Source organism: Paenibacillus silvae (genome assembly GCF_014639235.1).
GTDB lineage: Bacteria > Bacillota > Bacilli > Paenibacillales > Paenibacillaceae > Paenibacillus > Paenibacillus silvae.
Window position 1 is genome coordinate 687,208 of the sequence record NZ_BMFU01000002.1, and the last position, 20,362, is coordinate 707,569.

Annotated in this window: 16 protein-coding genes; 3 read left to right on the top strand and 13 right to left on the bottom strand. The window is 45.8% G+C overall.

From position 1 onward, the window contains the following. Positions 1-16 precede the first annotated feature (16 nt). The gene (locus tag IEW26_RS09025; protein ID WP_145402318.1) at positions 17-895 is read right to left on the bottom strand and encodes a carbohydrate ABC transporter permease; all 879 of its coding nucleotides are present in this window, start codon (positions 893-895) and stop codon (positions 17-19) included. Between the two features lie 15 nt (positions 896-910). Next, entirely contained in the window at positions 911-1,861 is a 951-nt protein-coding gene (locus IEW26_RS09030) for an ABC transporter permease (RefSeq protein WP_373288442.1), read from the bottom strand. 145 nt (positions 1,862-2,006) lie between these two features. On the opposite strand from IEW26_RS09030, the gene IEW26_RS09035 reads away from it, so the two are divergent. Continuing rightward, positions 2,007-3,716, top strand: coding sequence for a sensor histidine kinase (locus tag IEW26_RS09035; protein ID WP_188592134.1), 1,710 nt, complete (start codon positions 2,007-2,009; stop codon positions 3,714-3,716). 9 nt (positions 3,717-3,725) lie between these two features. Then, a complete protein-coding gene (locus IEW26_RS09040; RefSeq protein WP_188592135.1) occupies positions 3,726-5,366 on the top strand; it encodes a response regulator in 1,641 nt (546 codons plus the stop codon). Positions 5,367-5,517: 151 nt separating this feature from the next. Here the strand turns inward: IEW26_RS09040 and IEW26_RS09045 are convergent, their stop codons facing one another. The 7 genes from IEW26_RS09045 to IEW26_RS09075 form a co-directional block, all read right to left on the bottom strand. Next, complete coding sequence (locus tag IEW26_RS09045; protein ID WP_188592136.1) at positions 5,518-7,203, bottom strand: extracellular solute-binding protein; 1,686 nt, start codon at positions 7,201-7,203, stop codon at positions 5,518-5,520. Positions 7,204-7,360: 157 nt separating this feature from the next. After that, positions 7,361-7,591, bottom strand: coding sequence for a hypothetical protein (locus IEW26_RS09050; protein ID WP_188592137.1), 231 nt, complete (start codon positions 7,589-7,591; stop codon positions 7,361-7,363). 220 nt (positions 7,592-7,811) lie between these two features. Further along, positions 7,812-8,525, bottom strand: coding sequence for a beta-glucanase (bglS, locus tag IEW26_RS09055; protein ID WP_188592138.1), 714 nt, complete (start codon positions 8,523-8,525; stop codon positions 7,812-7,814). Positions 8,526-8,776: 251 nt separating this feature from the next. Beyond that, a complete protein-coding gene (locus tag IEW26_RS09060) occupies positions 8,777-9,619 on the bottom strand; it encodes a formylglycine-generating enzyme family protein (RefSeq protein WP_188592139.1) in 843 nt (280 codons plus the stop codon). 88 nt (positions 9,620-9,707) lie between these two features. Continuing rightward, complete coding sequence (gene xynA, locus IEW26_RS09065) at positions 9,708-10,340, bottom strand: endo-1,4-beta-xylanase XynA (RefSeq protein ID WP_188592140.1); 633 nt, start codon at positions 10,338-10,340, stop codon at positions 9,708-9,710. Between the two features lie 34 nt (positions 10,341-10,374). Further along, entirely contained in the window at positions 10,375-11,139 is a 765-nt protein-coding gene (locus IEW26_RS09070; RefSeq protein ID WP_188592141.1) for an alpha/beta hydrolase, read from the bottom strand. A 57-nt stretch (positions 11,140-11,196) separates the two neighbouring features. After that, the gene (locus tag IEW26_RS09075; protein ID WP_188592142.1) at positions 11,197-12,480 is read right to left on the bottom strand and encodes an SGNH/GDSL hydrolase family protein; all 1,284 of its coding nucleotides are present in this window, start codon (positions 12,478-12,480) and stop codon (positions 11,197-11,199) included. Positions 12,481-12,837: 357 nt separating this feature from the next. On the opposite strand from IEW26_RS09075, the gene IEW26_RS09080 reads away from it, so the two are divergent. Next, the gene (locus tag IEW26_RS09080; protein WP_188592143.1) at positions 12,838-13,980 is read left to right on the top strand and encodes a family 8 glycosyl hydrolase; all 1,143 of its coding nucleotides are present in this window, start codon (positions 12,838-12,840) and stop codon (positions 13,978-13,980) included. Between the two features lie 101 nt (positions 13,981-14,081). On the opposite strand, the gene IEW26_RS09085 is transcribed toward IEW26_RS09080, so the two are convergent. The 4 genes from IEW26_RS09085 to IEW26_RS09100 all read right to left on the bottom strand — a co-directional run bounded on the left by IEW26_RS09085 (position 14,082) and on the right by IEW26_RS09100 (position 20,181). Then, positions 14,082-15,722, bottom strand: coding sequence for an ABC transporter substrate-binding protein (locus IEW26_RS09085; RefSeq protein WP_188592144.1), 1,641 nt, complete (start codon positions 15,720-15,722; stop codon positions 14,082-14,084). Between the two features lie 36 nt (positions 15,723-15,758). Next, positions 15,759-16,685 (bottom strand): carbohydrate ABC transporter permease, encoded by a 927-nt coding sequence (locus IEW26_RS09090; protein WP_188592145.1) that lies wholly within the window; start codon positions 16,683-16,685, stop codon positions 15,759-15,761. A gap of 27 nt (positions 16,686-16,712) precedes the next feature. Continuing rightward, positions 16,713-17,567, bottom strand: a complete 855-nt coding sequence (locus IEW26_RS09095) for an ABC transporter permease (RefSeq protein ID WP_308423457.1) — start codon at positions 17,565-17,567, stop codon at positions 16,713-16,715. A 289-nt stretch (positions 17,568-17,856) separates the two neighbouring features. Beyond that, a complete protein-coding gene (locus IEW26_RS09100; RefSeq protein ID WP_188592147.1) occupies positions 17,857-20,181 on the bottom strand; it encodes a helix-turn-helix domain-containing protein in 2,325 nt (774 codons plus the stop codon). Positions 20,182-20,362: the final 181 nt, after the last annotated feature.

Genomic DNA, 20,362 nt, shown 5'->3' on the forward strand with positions numbered 1-20,362 from the left:
CACTTGCAGGGCAGTGCTATTCTTTCACTGCCCCGATAACGATGCCTTTCACGAAAAAGCGCTGCAAGAATGGATAAATCACCAAGATCGGCAATGCCCCGATGAAAATCTGAGCTGCACGAACCGTACGCTGTGATACGTTTTCCAGCATGGACGGGTCAACGTTGATCTTACTAAGGTCCTGCTGCACGATAATGGTTTGCAACAAGGAGGCCAGTGGATAATTTTTGATATCGGACATATAGATCATGCCGTCAAACCAGGAATTCCATTGACCAACCATGGTGAACAAGGAAAGTGTAGCAATCGCTGGCATGGACAGCGGAATGTAGACCAGCGCCAGCGTTTTAATATGACCTGCACCATCCAGATAAGCCGCTTCCTCCAGCTCTTTAGGCAGACCCCGGAAGAAGTTCATCATCAGAATGACATTCCATACGGACAAGGCTCCCGGAAGCACCAGCGCCCAGATCGTATCCATCAGCCCCAGCTTCTGAATCAGGATGTAGCTTGGAATCAGACCACCGCTGAACAGGATCGTGAACACAAAGAACCAGGTGTACATGGAACGGCCTTTGAAGTTAATGTCCTCCTTCGACAGCGGAAATGCGGTAATCAGCATGATGACCATACCGATGACAGTTGCAATCACTGTACGTTTCACCGAAACGAGCAATGAGTTGATAAAGTTTGAATTGCCAAACGTCTTCACATATGCATCTGTCGTAAAGCCGATCGGCCAGAAGCCGACCAGATTGGACGAAGCCGGGGCCATGCTGCTGAACGATACGGCCAAAATATGAATGATTGGCAAAATGCAAAGCAAGGATAATACGCCCAGAAAAATATAATTGGCAACACTGAATATTCGATAGCCTCGAGTTTTGTAATACAAGCCCTTTTCTCCTCTCTAGAACACGCGATAGTTCGCTAATTTGTAAGCCATACGATATGAGATCACGATCAGAATGGTAGCTACGACAGATTTGAAAAGCCCTACAGCAGTAGCAAAGCTCATCTTGCCGTTCAGGATACCAAGACGGTATACAAACGTATCAATGATGTCGCCTTTGTCATAAACGAGCGGATTGTACAGGTTGAACACCTGATCAAAGCCTGCGTTCAGAATATTACCGATGGAGAGTGTCATGAGTACAATTGTGATCGGCATCAGTGCAGGAATCGTAATGTGCAGCGTCTGCTTGAAGCGATTCGCTCCATCCACCTCAGCCGCTTCGTACAGTGCCGGATTAATGCCGGACAGCGAGGCCAGAAATACGATGGTACCAAAGCCAAACTCTTTCCAGACATCACTGACAATCAGTGTTATCCGAAACCATGTTCCATCTCCCAAAAAGAATATCGGCTGACCGCCCAGTGCAACAATCAGTTGGTTCACCATACCTCCCTGCGGAGAGAGAATATCCAGCAATATCCCGCCAAGGATAACCCAGGACAGAAAGTGCGGAAGGTATACGAGCGTTTGGCTGACTCTTTTAAAAGCAGTCAAACGAACTTCATTTAGCAAAATCGCGAACAGGAATGGGGCAACCAGACCTGCAACAATTTTGAAAAATGCAATGACCAGTGTGTTCCAGATGACCTGACCTACGTCTGGATATAAAAATAAATACTTGAAGTTATCCCAACCTACCCACTTGGATTCGGTAAATCCGAGGTACGGTTTAAAATCCTGAAAGGCAATGACAATGCCGCCCATTGGTATGTACTGAAAAATAATAGCCAGCAAAACTGCCGGTACAAGCATCATATGCAAGGACCAATTCCGTTGCATATTCCAGCGCTGTTTCACCTTGGCGGCTCTCCCCTTACGAGGCGTCTCTAACGTATGTTCCTTCACCCCTACATCCCCCATGTTCTAAATTTTGTATTTTACAAGTGGATATGAACTTGTATATTAAAATTATAGCAACGGTTATTAGCGATCTATATCCTAATATTGCAACAACGATATCAATATTTTAATGACTTGAGGAGGTTAAGCATTGTTCGCTCGTCTGAATGTCTTTACCAAAATTACGCTGCTCTTCGTGGCGCTGCTTGTCCTGGTGCTGTTCCTCTACACCTATTCGAACCGGGAAAGTGTACGTGTGATTAAACATGAAATTCAGAACAACACGATGAACCATCTGTCCACATTTGCCGACTCGGTAGAATCCAATATATACCAATTGTCACTTTATGGTTTGTCTATTGGACAGGATTCCAGCATTCAGGAATATCAACGCCCGGATTACAAGGATGTACCTTATGAACGTGTCAAGGTTGGGAGTGCTATTCTCGAAAAAATTAATCTGTATAACGCCGCCAGCAAATGGCATTCGACGATTACACTGTATTTTCCAAGGTTGCAAAAAGTCATTTCCACGGATTATTATGCTTATATCCCTTACAGGAAGGATGAATTTTCCAAACCGCTTTCAAAATCCTGGGCTTATACACATGAGCAGTTTGAGTGGTACACAACGGACCCCACAACGGCTATGGATACTCCGGGAAAATCCAGACTTATCACCAAGATCAGCTTCCCGGTACATCATTTAATCGCTATGCTCGATCAGAACAAGCTGAATAACAAAGGTGACCCCTTTATGTTCCATCCCGATCTGGGCTTAATTAGCAACAGCAGCGCAAATGAGACCTTGAATGCGATCCAGTCCAAGCTCAAAGCGACGAAACTTTCGGACAAAGGCGGATTTACCGCGACCCTTGACCGCACGGAGTACTATGTTTCGTATATTCAATCGGGCAGTCTTGGATGGTACTACGTGGATTATGTACCGATGCAGCAGATTTTAGGGCCCATTACGAACAGCCGTAACCTCTTTTATGCTTCCATCGCCGTTCTGATCGCGATGAGTGTAGTTGTGCTGTATGTGCTGTACCGAAGTGTGCAGCTTCCACTGCTTCAGCTCGTTAAGGGCACGAACCGTTTATCGACTGGAGATTTTTCCGTTCGTTTGCATTATACATCTCGTAATGAGTTCAGTTTGTTATTTGCACGATTTAACATCATGGCCCAGCGGATTCAAGAGCTGATCGAGAATGTATATGAGGAGCAGCTTAGAAGACGTGAAGCTACGCTGAAGCAGCTGCAATCACAGATTAATCCGCATTTTCTGTACAACTGTCTCTTCTATATCAAAAATATGGCGCGGATGAAAAATGAAAAAGCTGTTGTGGCGATGGCGCTTAATCTGGGCGAATATTACCGTTACATAACGAGATCAGAGAATGATCAGGCAACGATCAAGGAAGAGCTCACGATGGTGAAAAACTACCTGGAAATACAGGCGCTCCGGCTGGAACGCATGCATTATACCATTGATGTACCTGATGATATGCTGCATAAAACATTACCCCGATTAACCCTGCAGCCGATCGTTGAGAACGCTATCATTCACGGCATCGAACCTCGTACAGAAGATGGGCATATCACGATAACAGGCCATCATACGGATGAATTGAGCACGATAACTGTGGAGGACAGCGGACGGGGTATGACAGAAAATCAGATGCAAGAGTTAACAAATAATTTGCACAAACCGCTTGATGGCAGCATGGGATGCGGAACCTGGAATGTTCATCAGCGTTTGTCTTTTTTGTATGGTGAACGAGCGGGTCTGAGTTATGAACATGGGTCACGCGGCGGAGTCAAAGTGAGCATCACATGGTACAACAATATCAACGAGTAGGTGAAGTACATGTTACAAATTTTATTAGTAGACGATGAACGATCCGTCGTAGAAACACTGGCTGAAACGATCCCTTGGGAAAGCTGCGGAATCAGTACGGTGCACGAGGCATTATCCGGTGCTGTCGCACTTGAAATTATGGAAAACCATGATATCGATATTGTGATCACCGACATTCGTATGCCAGAGATGTCCGGCATTGATCTGATTACGACCATTCACGAGAAGTGGCCTCATGTGCAAACCATTTTACTGTCGGGCTTTGCCGACTTTGAATACGCCAAGCAAGCGATGGCTCAGGAGAGCTTTGATTATTTGTTAAAACCCGTGAGTGACGAGGACCTGATTGAAACTGTGCAGCGACTGGTAGATCGGATCAAGCAAAAGTGGGAAACCGCCGCATCCTATCAACGGGCTTTGCATGCGTTTCAGGATAATCTGCCACTGCTGCGGTCCACCATGCTTCACGAATTGCTTACAGGCAAAACCTATTCCCCTTCCGCGCTTGCGGACAAGCTGGAGCTGCTTGAACTGCCCTACTCCATTGGCGAGGAACTCGGTATGCTGGTCATTCGCATGGAGGAGCATCTGTCCGAGATGGGAGATCATGATCTGTCACTGATGCAATACGCTATTAGCAATATTATCAGTGAAGTGATGCAGCATCATTTTCACATCTGGCACACACGGGACGTGCATGATTATCTGGTGGTTCTGGTTAGTGTTAAAAAGGGCGCTTTGCAGAACATGAACAAAGAGGAGAAACCCCAGACATTGCTGGAGCATTATGCGTCGCAAATTCAGACCAATGTTCAGTTGTATCTCAAAGGGGCCATCTCGATCTCCGTCTCCCATTGGGGCAAGTTTCCTTATGAGATCGGAGCAATCTATGAAAGTGCGGTTCGGTCTATGCGGAAGCGTATGGGTCAGGCACAGGGGCTGTTTATCACCGCATCTGATGACAAGGATGTACATCCCCTGCCTGCCATTAGATCCCTATACAATCCACCGACACTGATCAGTCTGCTGGAAGCGGGACGGTTTGATGCGGTCGAGCAGAAAATTGAAGTTATTTTTGAAGAATTACTGGAGTCAGGACAGCATCATGATATTGCCGAAACAACCATTGAGGTCTACCACGCGTTGGCCGGTGCATTTGCTTATATCATTCATAAGAATGGCAAACAGATCTCTTCTGTTCTGTCTGCAGAAACCTATAAGTACTTCCAGGCTCCTGTATATGCTACTGCACAGCAGCTGAAGGACTGGTCCATACGGACACTGTCTTCGATCAGTGAGGATGCAGAACAAGAGCTGAAGGACAATCACAGCACCATCGTTCGAAGTGTCAAAAGCTTTGTGGATCAGCATCTCGCATCAGATGTCTCACTACCGGCCATTGCCGAGCATGTTCACCTGCACCCGGTATATCTGTCCAAAGTGTATAAAACCGAGACCGGTGAGGCGTTAACAGCTTATGTATATCGTTTGCGGATGGAAAAAGCAGCATATTATTTGCGCTCCTCCAGCGCCAAGGTATTTGAAATTGCCGAGCTTGTCGGGTACAACAACACGGCTTATTTCATTCGGGTGTTCAAGAAGTTTTACGATTTGACTCCGCAGGAATACAGAGAGAACCTGCCTGTTTGATGTAATGGTTCAAAACCTTGCTTAGCTGCCTGACTGAATTTAAGCGGCACGAATACATTTCGTAAATATTCATAAAAGATGAACACATCAAAAGGCCTTACCGGAGCTTACTCCAGCAAGGCCTTTTCTCTATTGCTCTGTGTTCTTCAGCTTACTTGCCGCTAGTTACGGATTGATACCACTCATTAACTTCCTTCGTATTTTGTTCTCCACCGGAAGAATTCCATTTCTCTACGAACGTATCGAATGCATCGATTGGAGCTTTACCATAAATGATCTGAGAGAACGTATCTTTTTCCATTTTGGTTAGGATGTCGTTATTCATTTGCATCGACATCGTTGGCGCACCTGTGAACATCTGTTTTAATGCGATATCTTTTTGATCCAGAACAATCTTGGCCGCTTCCACCATTGGTGCCGGTACGCCGGATTTGAGTTTTTTCTCGAAAGGTGTTGTTGCTTCTTCACCGTTAGCAAACTTCGCAAGCGTAGCCATGTTCAGACTCGGGATACGTGCGCCATCAAACGTTAATGTGTATTTCTCAGGTGCATAACCGCCTGTCACACTAGCATCGGTTGTTACATTGCCGTCTTTCATTGCCCAGTCGTATCCTTCAGCAAAGCCATGTTCGAATTCATCACCTGCTTGTGGATTGGCATAGTGATCGAATAGATAGTTTTGATAGGTGAAAAAGACTTCCGGGTTCTTCATATCTTTGTTAATCAGAATTACACCGTTGTCGTTCGCGGTACCGCGTCTGCCTGCTTTGCCATCAGGTCCAGATGGAATCGGGTAAGCTTTGTACTCCGCTTCCGGATTGTTTTTCTTCACATCTTCGAGCGGCCATGACGGCATCCAGTGAGGTCCGACAACGATCCCTGCTTTACCTGCTGTAAACTCTTCTGCTGCTTTGGTTTCATCATATACCCCGGCTTCTTCTGGAATGTATCCTTTGCTCATCCAGTCGGCCAGTGTTGCCAAAGCTTGTTTTGCTCCAGGGTTTACAGAACCGTACTCCAGTTTTCCTTCTGCGTTCAGATTCCACTGGTTTGGCATCGTGCCGAAGGCTCCGAAGATCCAGCCAGCATCAGACATCCATGTGCTCAACCAGTTTTTGAATCCGATGGTGAGACCATAAGTGTCTTTTTTACCATTGCCATCCGGGTCTTTGTTCGTAAACGTTTCCATAATTACTTCAAGATCAGCCAGCGTTTCAGGTGCTTTCAGATTAAACTTTTTCATCCAATCCTCGCGAATCCACATCACTGGATCACTATTATAGGAGTAATCGAGAATCGGGATACCAATCCGTTTACCATCCTGCATGTACGGATACCATACCGAAGGATCTTCATTCACTGCGGCTTTCCAGGTATCACTTGCATACTGATCAAACAATTCACCAGCATCAACGAACTTGCCCGTTTCAATCAACTCACGTGCCAGATTGAAGTCGCCGCGATACGAGATAATGTCCGGCATTTCTGCATTGGAAGCCAGCGACAGACGAAGCTTCGTTTCAAACGCGTTGTTTGTGGATGGTGAGACCCATTGATTTTTCAATTCAATGCCGAGCTTGTCTTTCGCCCATTTGGTGTGCACGTTATTGTCCTGATCTTCACCAGATTTGAATTTGATTTCGGGTCCCCAAGGACGCAAATAAGTAATTTTTACGGGTGGATCATACTTCCCGTCCTTCAATTCCAGTGCAGTGCTTGGTGTGCTCGGTGCAGCCTCTTTACTCGCCCCGCTGTTACATCCACTTAATACTGCTGTAAGCGCGAACATTCCTGCCAAAGCTAAAGCGCCCATCTTTCTTTTCTTCAATGTTTTCAACTTGTGTGTCCCCCTGTCTATGTAATGATGTTGTCTACAGAGTCCATCATAATGAATGACGTATATGTATGCCCATACTAATATTGCAACATTTATTGCATTAATTTAGGATATTAAAAAGTGAATACGGATGTTGTATTAATACAATGTCTCGCAGTTATCTTTCTTGCTTATCAAGGAGCAAACCCTCGGGGGAGCGATACACAGCGATACGAACAGATGCTTTGACAGACCCGATGATTTCATTTAGAAAAGGACTACCCGGCTTCGCTATTTTTTTTACACCGAAAGGTTCCAGTATAGCTTGTATCTGCTTGGCATCATATGGTTGTCCCAACAACTCGATCAACTGCTCGGATGCTTGAGTTCGGTAATCGTTACTAAACATGTATTTCCATCCTCTCGAAATTGAGTGGTAATTTACCCTTTTCCCTCATCATCTTACGTTTCGTTAGTTATGTAAAGTGTCATATCCTGTACAATTATGGCATGAATTCAACTTCATCTGAAAATAAAAAACAGAGGACGACGGATAAACTCCGCTCCTCTGTTGTGCATGTCTGCATATTTTTTGTATGCTCCAAACGTCGCACGCAGCTCAACCTTAATCAGTTGCTCGTATATTTCACCCAATCATATTCTGCATGCAGCGGGTTAGCCCCGTTATATGATCCAAGCCAGCTGTCAACACCTGTTCCGTTCCAGATATTCATCATAATTTTGCCTGGTGTCTTAGGAATGTTCGTTGTAGCTGTATGCTTGAGCACCCCGTCCACATACCACTTGATATGCCCTGGCTGCCAATCAAATGCATACGTATGGAATCCCTGGGACGCATCAAAGCCAAGATTTACGATTTTCTCATGATTTCCTACACCGTTTGTGTAATAGTTGAATTGCACTTTGGTGGTGTCTTTGCCAAGAAACTCAATATCAATCTCGTCCCATTGTGTACCATGGGCTGGACCTGTGTACGTAAAGAACGAGGATACAATGCCTGTGTTTTTAGCAGGTTTCATGCTGACCTCATACAGACCATATCCGTAAGTATTCGTTGACCGATACTCGCCGCAATCGAACTTGTTGTTTGAAGGACTTGTCAGACTCAAGCGCAGCTTGCCGTCATTGGTAAAATTAGCATTGTTTGCTCGCCATGTGCAGTTGAACATCGAGCCGTTCGAGTACCCGTCTGCTTTCTGCCACGTGCTTGGATTGTAATACGTCAGCGGCTCCCAAAATACATACCCGGCGAAAACGCTTACTGAAATAAATAATGAAACCACTCCCGATACCATTAATGTGAACCATGTTTTCCTCTTCATCATACACCTCCGTCTCTGATTCCAACCATTTCAACAAAGGATAGGAAACGTCTTAAAGATCATGCAGCCTATTGCTAATATTCGGCCTCCTCTCACTTTATAAAGCGCTTACATGGTTGGTATTTCCATTTTATATCCAGTACGATTCATCAACCATAGCAAAGTTTAAAGAATAGATATTCACTTTTAAAGATATTTTCCTAGCAAGACATCTTATGCCAAAAGGCCCTTCGTTAACCGAAGTGGCCGTGTTATTTACTGCGTACCACTCGTAATCCCTGATCGGGACCGAGACCGTTTGCATCAAATTTTCCTGGATAAGAGATTTCTGCCGTGTTTACGCTACTGACCCAGCCGCCTCCCTTGCTGACTCTCCAGGTATTGTTCGGAGTTTCCGGATGGCTGTGCCAGTCCCAGCACCATTCTCTAACATTGCCGGACATATCATAAATTCCTAGCTCGTTTGCTTTTTGCTGACCGACTGGCTTGGTTTGATTCCGATTATTCTCGATTGCCGGCCAGTTCCAGTCTCCTGTTAACGGTTTTTCCCCGGCATTCATCCAGTACCATGCGACCTCGTCAGGATTATTACTTCCGCTATAGGTGAAATTCTGGCTTTTCTGTCCTCCGCTCGCCGCGTATTCCCACTCTGCTGCTGTTGGCAGACGATACCCGTTCGCGCCTTCATTAATGGTTACTGTCCATTTTATATTATCATTTCCATTTTTATTGTCAGGGTCCGTAGTTTCTTTATCAATTGAGTAATACGGCTTCAGGTTTTCCTTAACGCTCCGTGCGTTACAATATTCTATTGCATCATACCAGGTCACTCTTTCAACCGGACGTTCTTCACCTTTGAAACCGGATGGGTTGTCCTCCATAACTTCCATCCACTGCTTCTGTGTCACCTCGTATTTGCCAATATAGAAGTCAGACAGTGTAATGTCCTTATCTGTAAAACTGGATTTGCTGGTCTTGAATGCACCGCCTTCAACCAGTACAAGATCATCACTTACAGTTGTAGTACTGCTCGTTGAACAAGCACTTAAACCGGCAGTTGCTGCGATGAGCAGAAATATAAGCCACTTTCTCATCTGTATGTCTCCTTTGACTATGAAACTGGAATGGAGAGCAAGACAGATCACAGACCTGCCTTGCTGGAGTTCAGTGTAATGTAAACGCTTACCAAACAGTCACGTTCGAACTACCGCTGCTTTGATATCCTTCCGTTGCCATAACCTGATAGGACCAGCTGCTGCCCAGGTACATTCCCTTGCTCGCCCACGCATTTACGTGATTCTGGAACGTAATTTGGGAGTTCACACCGATTGGACGTTTGGATTGTCTAACACTCCAGTATTGCGGGAATGTTGAATACCCGTCAATGGATGGCTGATTGTATCTCATCGTTGTATAGATGTCATACGTGCCTCCGTCACTAGTTACCGTGCCTTTGTAAGTTCCTGTCGGACGATATGTGCCCCAATTATCCACTACATAATATTCAATAAGGGCATTTCGGGTCCAGCCGTAGAACGTCAGATAACCGTTGCCGGAAGGCGAAAATACGCCAGCGTTGTAGTTAACTACACGATTAGGTGTGCCGTAAGTCCAGCCTTTACCAACTACAAAATTCCCGGTATTTTGCCAGGTTACGCTGTAATTCCCGCCAGATCCGTTCACAGCATTAACGTAACCCCCGCCATCAGTCCAGTTCTGCCAGTAATCTGTAGCGCTTGTTGTAGCGGCGAAAACGCCAAAACTCATGGAAGCTGCAAGAACAACAGTCATCAATTTTTTGCCGAATTTGAACATAACGAAATACCTCCTGGAATTTTAAATTTTTGGTTTACTTAAAAAGACGTTGTGAGAAAAGATACAAATTATTTTTCCACACTGGCCAGTCATGTCCCCCGCTTTCTTCGTGCCAGACATGGGGCACACCTTGCTGCTTCAAGTATTCATGAACATCCATACTGATCTGAATGAGATTATCCTGAACTCCGTATGACAACCACAATAAAGACAGCGACGATGCTTTATCCGGTTCCGGCATCAGAACCTCCGGGGTTTTCGTATTCGGCGCTGCCGAAAAAGCTCCAACCCAGGCAAAATGATTCAGATTGTGGAGTCCGATGTTCAAGGACTGTCCTCCTCCCATGGACAAACCAGCGATTGCTCTCTTATCCCTTGATTTTGCTGCCGGATAGCTGGACTCGATATGTGGAATGAGATCCTGAATCAGATCAGACTCGAATTTTTCAAAGGCCCGAATTTTCTCAGGATCAAACAAATCACCTTCAGCCCGGTCATTGATCATCGCGCGCCCGTTGGGACAGACCACGATCATCGGCTGGATAAGATTATCACTGTAGAGGTTGTCCAAAATAATCTGAGGAGCACCGTGAGTGTGCCACTCCGTCTCATCGCCTCCAATACCATGCAACAGATAGAGTACAGGATAAGTTCGCTCCGGGGAAAACCCCGGCGGTGTGTACACCATTGCCTTGCGCACACTACCAACTGTCTTGGAATCATACTCGATTGTCTCGACCTTGCCTCGCTCAATATGATCGCGATATTGGTCAAAACCCGCTGATGCCGAAGCTATCATTAGTTTCCTACTCCCTTCACGGTTAGCATAATTCGTTCGCGTTCATGTCGACTTCCGTTATTCTACATATCCGAAGCCCAAAATCGTGAACTGCTTATCCTCATGTCCTGGTGCCATCTCGATGTCAATAACATGCTCAGCAGCCTCTTGGTTACTGATTAGGAGCATCGCATGACAATGTGTCCAGTTCACTTCATGCGGATCAGCTTGTTTGACAAGCTCACCATCCACCTTGATATGAGCCGTTCCGAATATGTCGCTATCGGAGTCTTTGAAGATCAGAATGAGACGACTGCACCGCAAATACAGTTTGAAACCAAGATGCTCCGCTGTATCATCGGGGACATACATCCAGTTATTCGGAAAAAGTGGTGTTGCGTAAGCATGATCATCCATCTCTGCCATCTGCAGCTCAGTGTCGGTATGACAGAAGCCACCTGGCTCAATTCTGGCAATCTGCTCACCATTTTCCCGATCCATCAGCTGCACGTTCACATAATCATTCCCGATCATTGGAGCCCTGCTCAATTCGTTCTCTTCCTGATTCATAGGGGAACGATCTGTTACTTGAAACAGGTTGGCCAGCGCATCAGCCATAATGCGATGTCCCACATTGGTCGGATGATAAATATCATGGAAATATTGTTCTTTGGTTATGACGTTACCCTCATGTTTGGTCTTTCGAAATTGCTCTACAAGAGCATCCTTCATGCTCACCATAGGCAGATCATAATGAAACCCTACCGGAGCAAGCCTGTCCTGCAGATTCCAGTCGTTCTTGAATACACTGAAAAGCAGGATAACCGCGGGTTTGTTATCAGAAGCAAGCGCTTTCAACACTAGGCTTTCATAACAGTTACCTCTCGTTTCATCGTCTGCATCGTTTACCGCAAATTCGATAACGACGATGTCCGGCTGCACACTGCCATTCCGGAGCACATCCCGCTCATATCGTATGACGCCAAGCTGTGAGGGCGTCCCGCCTACACCCGCTTTGATCAATTGAACTGTATTGCTGTCCAATGGAGCAAACATTTTTTGAAAATGCTTGAACGTGTGGTAGGCGTAACTTTGGAGATGAATCGGTGCTGCACCAGCGCCATGAGTAATGGAGCCCCCGATAAACGCAAGTACAACAGGTTCACCTCGCTTCGCCTTTTCAATGACTCTCTTCAATCTGACATTATTCCCCGCACTCAGTAGAGAACGGTCGATCATATCAAGATAATTTGGAGAATTGTAATCGAATTCGGCTTCTGCTAATGAAACTCCGACCTGCACAGGGTCACGCGGTGCATGGGTTCCTTGATTCAGTTCTGCATCTCCAGAATTGCCAATCATGTTACATGTTCACCAGCCTTCCAGCGAAAATTTACACTCCAAGTATACCGTGTGAAGGAACCAGAACTTAATGATGTCACTATCAGGCGGCCCCTTTCTCTTCGAGTGTAGCGCTTACATAATTTAGCAACAACCTGATAAACTATAGGACTTGACTAAATATATCATCAACCGCAGGATATGGAAATAGATGGAATGTTACACCTATAATTTTCCATGTAAACGCTTTAATTTGAGTAGTATACTGAATGTTATACTTACATATAGGAACGCATATACAAGCTTATATGAACGTTTTTTCACGCTTATATGAAAATTTCAATAACACTCTGAGAAGACATTCTATAGGAGGATCGTATGAATTTAAAAGGAAAAGGCGCTATTGATACAGGTACATATACTAATCTCTTTCTAAGGTCTGGTTTCAGTGAAGAGGAGATACACGCGAGGCTGGAGCAGACCTGGAATGATCTGTTTTATGGGGATGAGCATACTCGAATTTATTACCCTGCAGGAGATGACAAAGGATATATGCTCGACACAGGAAACGACGATGTTCGTTCCGAGGGCATGTCCTATGGCATGATGATGGCTGTGCAGATGGATAAGAAGCAAGAGTTTGATCGTCTCTGGAATTATGCATATACATATATGCAGCATACTGAAGGTCGATACAAGGACTACTTTGCCTGGCATTGCAAGCCGGATGGAACACACTTGTCCCCGGGACCTGCCCCGGACGGCGAAGAGTTCTTTGCTATGGCGCTCTTCTTTGCGTCTAATCGCTGGGGTGATGGCCCGGCTCCATATGACTATAAAGCTCAGGCGCGTAAAATTCTTCATGCCTGCTTGCATCAAGGAGAACATGGCGAGGGTGATCCCATGTGGGAGCCGAACAATCGGCTGATCAAGTTTATTCCAGAGTTTGCATTCAGTGATCCGTCCTATCATCTTCCTCATTTCTATGAACTGTTTGCATTATATGCCAATGAACAGGATCGTACGTTCTGGAAAGAAGCGGCTGAGGCAAGCCGAGCCTATCTTCATACTGCCTGCCACCCTGTAACCGGACTTTCGCCGGAATATGCCAATTATGACGGCACTCCTGCACCCGTACAGCCACATGGTGATTTCAGACATTTTTACAGTGACGCCTATCGTGTTGCAGCCAACATTGCACTGGACTGGGAATGGTTCCGCAAGGACCCGTGGCAGGTGCAGCAGTCCAATCGCATTCAAGCTTTTTTCAGCAGCATTGATGTGTCGGATTACCGACGCTATACCATTGAAGGCAAGCCATTCGATGAGCCCGCACTGCATCCTGTAGGTCTGCTGGCTACCAACGCTATGGCATCACTCGCCGCTGATGGTCCTGATGCTGATTTTTTTGTTAAACTGTTCTGGAATACACCGCTCCGGCAAGGGAAACACCGTTATTACGATAACTGCCTGTATTTCTTTGCCATGCTTGCATTAAGTGGAAACTACCGGATGTATTGAACTTTCATTCACTCTGCTAACACTATGCATAAACCAGCCAAAAGACGTCCTCGTTTGCATGCAGCGAATGAGGACGTCTTTCTCTTTGATTCACCCTTTATTTATTTCGAAGATACCGAAGACGCATCATAAGCGGACTGCATAATTTCCAGGTATCGACTGATATTCAACCCTTCAAGTCCTTTCACATACTCATCCCAGTCCTTATCCAGACTCTTTGCGCCTGTTACAAACTGAAGCGCGTTCTGATCGATGTAATCCTTGATATTGGTTTGCATCATGCTCGTTTCATCCGCAAGTGACGGGTCTACCCATAATGCCCAATGTGGGAACACCTCTTTAGGCTCCTTGCCTTCCATTAACAATGTCGCTTCATATAGACGACGTTCATAACCATCGTTAGCGTAGATATCTGTTCCCTGCACTTCTGCATCCCGATAAGCGCGGTGATGATTGTATTGACTCAGTGCGGACCAGCTGTCATTGCGAGGTTCTTCCCCGGACGGAACGGGGATTGCCTTGTAGAGTGGCTCGACCTGGTCGTTCAGTGCTACCTCGCCCGCCTCCGGTTTACGCCAGCTTGTGCCCTCTTCTCCCAGGTACGCAGCCATTCCACCTTCTTGTGTGTAGAAGTAATCCAGCATCTGTATTGCTGCAATCTGGGTTTGTTCGCTGGCTTTGTTGGTTAATACAAACGTTGCTCCCGGATCAATCGGATAGTTGTACGTTGCATACTCTGCATGTGGTCCCTTCAGTGGCGGAATCGCGTTGTAATCATTACCGTATGGGGAACCTTCAGCCGTAGTAACAAACAACGACGGGTGCATGGCTGCACCTGCTCCGAGAAGCTGTGCATCCGCATTGTCACCGATTTTCTTGAATGCGCCAACATTTTGAGTAAAAGCTCCCGGGTCAATCAAACCCTCATCGTATAAGGATTTGATATAGGTCAGCCCCTCTTTCCACTCGGATTTGTTCGCTGCCATTTCCACTTTGCCTTGATTCAAAATGAGATAATTGCGGTCATCGTCATAGATGAATCCATTCATCAAATACGGAATAATGTGTACACCGAAGTTTTCGGTCGAACCACTGAGCGGCACTTCATCCGCTTTGCCATTACCGTTCGGGTCCTTCGTTTTAAATGCCTTGAGCATTTCCTTGAACTCTTCTGTTGTTGCGGGTACTTTCATATTAAGCTGATCCAGCCACTTGGTGTTCACCCACATCTTGTTCGGGTAAGAACAGTGGAAGCATTCATTCAGTCCGGTTAACCCATAGATTTTACCGTCAGGGGCCGTATTCATCGCTTTATAGTATTCATTGCTATCGAGCACTTTTTTGATGTTCGGCGCGTGCTGATCAATAAGATCATTGAGCGGCAGAATAACGCCCTGCTGACCAAACTTTAACAAGTCTGTCTGTGAGAAGCGGTCCACCCATGGAATAAGCAAATACAGGTCTGGATAGTCACCCGATGCAAGTGAAATCTGTCTTTTTTCAGCTGCTCCGTCAAACGGGACTGTTGTCCAGTTGAACTGAATATTAAACTTTTCCTCCATCTTCTTGGTAAACTTGTTCGTAGCCAGATTCATATCCGAGCCTTGGTGAACAAATACATTCATCGGAATTTTCCCGTTAGCATCCACTTCGCCGTTTCCCTTCTCAGACGACGAGCAACCCGCCATGACCAACGTAAACAGCAGGATACAAGCTAACAGAAATGCACCCGTTTTTCTCAATAAAATCCTCTCCCTCATGTAAGTTGTAACTGCAGCTTATCCTTTAACCGAACCAATCAGCATGCCTTGCACAAAATACCGCTGTACGAACGGATAAATTATCAGAACCGGCAAGCTCGCCATGACAATCAGGGAATACTTCATCAGTTCCGCCATCTGCTGCTGCTTGATCATCTCTGAAGCGTCCATGTTGCCCGAACTGCCCAAAATAAGAATACTTCGTAATATCAGCTGTAGCGGGTAGAGCGACTGTGATTTCAGATAGATCAGTGCGTCGAAATAGGCGTTCCACTGTCCAACGGCGTACATCAGTGACAATACAGCTACAATCGGCTTGGCAAGCGGCAAAATGACACTGAAAATAAAGCGAATATCACTGCAGCCATCAATGTCAGCAGCTTCTGACAGCTCATCCGGGATGGAATTCTGGAAAAAGGTTCGGGCGATAATGACCTGCCACACCCAGATCGCGTTCGGAATCAGCAGTGCCCACCGTGTATCAATTAATCCCAGTGATTTGACAACCAGATAGGTCGGAATCAGCCCTCCGGCAAAAAGCATCGTAAAAGTAATGAAAATCATAAGTGTGCTGCGTCCGACAAAGGTTTTTTTGGATAGCGGATACGCGATCATAATCGTCAGAGCTACACTGATAAACGTGCCAACCGCTGTATAAAACAAGGAATTCGCATATCCCGTCAGCACCTGACCATTGCGCAAAACGGCTTTGTACCCTTCCAGTGACAGATCTACCGGCCACAGCCAGACTTTACCCGAAGATACCGCTGCCGGGCTGCTCAGCGACGAGCTGACAATGTAGATTAAGGGGTACAGCACAACAACCAGCACGAGTGACAGAACGATGTAGATGCAGGTAATGAACAGGCGGTCTCCCGTCGATTCCCGGATGACGGTGTTTCTCTTCCTCCCCGGATGTCCGGCCTGTGTGTGTACGTTAGCCATCTATGAAATATCCTCCCTCCCGTGTGATCACCATAAACTTGTGTTGGACAAACGTTTCGCAGCTGAATTGACCGCCAATAGCAGAATGAGGTTGATCAGAGAGTTAAACAAACCTACCGCTGTAGCGAAGCTGTAATTGGCGTTTAACAGACCCATTTTGTAAACATAAGTTGAAATAATTTCTGAAGCAGACAGATTTAACGGATTTTGCAGCAAATACACTTTCTCGAAGCCCACCGCCATAATATTGCCCACACTTAAAATCAAAATAATGACGGCCGCTGGAAGCAGTCCCGGCAAATCCACATTGATGATCTTCTGCAGCCGATTGGCTCCATCCACCTTGGCAGCTTCGTATAAGGAGGGGTCAATGCCAGCCAGCGCGGCCAGGTAGATTACAGCAGAATATCCCATGCTCTGCCACACGTCTGAGAATACGTATATCGACCGAAACATGTCTGGATTTCCCAGGAAATTCACTGCTTCAAAGCCGAGCGCACCTGCAATGGTGTTCACAATCCCCAGTCGTGGCGACAGAAATAGCATAATGATGGATACCATAACGACGGTTGATATGAAATAAGGAGCATAAGTTACCAGCTGTACGGTTTTCTTAAACCTGATGTTTTTGATCTCGTTTAAGGCCAGTGCCAGCAAGATCGGGACCGGAAATCCAACAATCAGGCTATAAAACGAAATCAGCAGCGTATTTTTGATTAACATCACAAATGCGGGATTCTGGAATAACATCTCGAAATACTTTGTTCCAGCCCACGGACTGCCCCATATCCCTTTAATCACGTTGTAGTCCTTAAATGCAAGCACGGTATTAACCATCGGTACATATTTGAAAATGATAAAATACACCACCGGAGGCAAAATCAGCAGATACAGCTGCCAGTGTCTCCTGAAACTTCTTCCCAGCGCATGCTGTAATGTGGATCGCCTGCGCTCCTGCACATCCAATTTGCGTTCACTTGTCGTTATTGTTCTCAGAATCATCCCCCCAGTCAACGATACCTTATGATCAAGTTCACGCCACCCCTTCTAACCGAAATTGGTAGCGCTTTCTTTATGCTGTAATCATACGGTTGACCGGGAATTGAGGTAAAGGTACATCTCGGCTTTTAAGGTACATTACACGAATATCGTTCCGATAACGGACGGTACATTAACCGCTCTGATTGTCCATTTTGCGAAATACACTTGGTGAAATGCCGCGTACTCGTTTGAATGCTCGACGGAATGAATGCGCGCTATTATAACCTGTAGTCAGTGCGATTTCATCAATGGTTTGACCACTCTCGAGGAGAAGTCCTGATGCTGCGTTGATTCTGACATGCTCCACATAATCGGACAGATTCTCTCCCGTATGCTCTTTGAATAACTGAGAGATGAATTTTTCGGATTTTCCCATATATTCAGCGATGCGGTAGATGGTCAGATTCGCGTCACCGTAGTTGTTTTCAATGTAACTCATGATTTCCTGGACGGTATCGGCATGAGTGGATGATCTTTTTTTGACAACCTCCATACACATCTCTTCGGTTAGACGTTTGAATTTGCCACGTAATGCGGGAATGGAATCGGTGGTCTGGATGCTTGCGACACAGTTTTTGTATTCATCTGTAAACGAATCGCCGAGTTTGATTTTGGACTCATCCAGCTTCAGATACGTTCCCTTCAATTCCATAATGAACTGCTGCACCATCTCATAAGAAAGCTCTCGTTCTTCGAAATTACGTACAAACAGCTGGTCCAGAATGCGCAGCGCCTCCTGCACCTCACCTGCCTTGACCGTATTCAGCAGGCGCTGCTCCGATTCAATCGGGTAATAATACATTTCATTTTCCTTGAGTGTATCTTCAAATTTGACAAGCTGATCGGCTCCGCAATGAATAGCATAATCCATCGCCTGTTTTGCCTCGTCAAATGAACGTCCCACATCATTCCATACCTCATATGCTGCTCCTGTGCCGATGGTTGTTGATATGCGGTAGTCTCTATAGATCAGCTCTCTCAGCCGTTCCAGTTCAGACTCACAATGGTGTATGGCTTGTTCAAGACATTCATCAGAGACAGGACAGATAAATGCGATCTGATCTGTTCCCCAGTCTGTCATCAGAATCTCCGCGTTCCACTCTGTTATGGTCTGTCTGACAATCAGCTTCGCCACACCAAGCTCCTGAATCGTCTCTTCACTATCCAGGCTTGCATACCCGTTCACCTTGAGCAGTCCTGTTATGCCTTGTGTGTTCTGGATAGAAATCCGGGTCTGGGAAGAGATGGCTTCCAGTTCTCTCGTTGTATAGAATTCACCCGTGAGCAGCCTTTTAATGAAGCCGTCCCTCAGCAGCGGAATCTGTTCATTCAGTGCATTCTCAAGTGAATGATTGTTGGCAATCAGATGATGAATGTGGCTCGCGAGAAAATCATATTCATTGCGTCTTTTGCCCGAAGGCTCACTGGTCTGCTCACGAAATACGGACAGCAATTTATAGATAGGTGCACTGTTGCGGTATGCCAGTACCAGCCCGATCGCTAGTCCAAGCACCAGTGTCGCAAGTGTAAACGCAAACGTAACTTGTTTGATCTGATCTGCATTGGTCATAAGTGCTTTCTCGGGAATACCGGCCATATAGCTCCATCCGTTCTGACCCGATTCAATAGACAGGAGCAATCGTCCACCTTCAATCGGCTGTACCTGATGTGCATCCCGATTATAAGTTTCCGCCAGACGCTGCGCCTCGGCCTGTTCAATACCACGTGAAAAGATCACATTCCCGTCAGCATCCCGAACCAGCGTCCAGCCGCCATACTGATCCACAATGTGCTGTGTCAGATTAGCCATCTTGTCTTCATTGATCAACACACCGATTGTTGCCTGCGGTTTGTTAAAGCTGTTAAGCGGCAGCGATTGCAGAAATGTAATGGCCGGAACAGTAGTAAGTACATTGCTGCTTATTTCACGTTTGTAATTTCGAAGCGGAATGATTTCGTTGAAATGCGGTTTCTTTAAAATGTTTTCGCTCCACTGCTCATAGGTCATACCTTCAAGTGCGTTGGCTGCGTAATAGTGCTCGGGTCTGTAATACACTGTGGTTGGTGTAATAATGACATTGTAATTGGGGATATAGATGAAAAAATGAGATAAATACTCGTTTGTACTGCTGTACATGGACAAGCTGCGCTGCATGCGGCCTATGCCGTAGACGTTGTACACATCAAGCGGCTTTGGATCGGCAATCAAACGGTAGAGATCCTGATTGATTGCGAGCTGCCGGGTGAAGGCTTCCACTTGTAGCAGATTTCGTTCGATGATTTCTTTACCAAGATTCAGGGATTTCAGACTGTTCTCGATTGAGCTCGCCCGAGCCGCTTCAATGGATGCCCTGTAAGAGGCATATCCGGCAATCTGCGGGATCATGAGAATGATTAAATAAGAGATCAAAAATCTGCGGAACATCGGTGAAAATTTGGACCATAGGAGTTTCAAATGTACTCCCCCCTTTTTTCTGATCAAGCGCTTACATTTTTGGTTTGCATAATGGTTAGTTCATGATACAACGGGCTTTTCTTAACAGTGAAGGTACAACTTCTTCCTTAGGGTACAATTTGCCGCCGTAAAGAAACAATGCTGATTTATGAATCTGATTTGTACTGCGTTGTACTGTGTT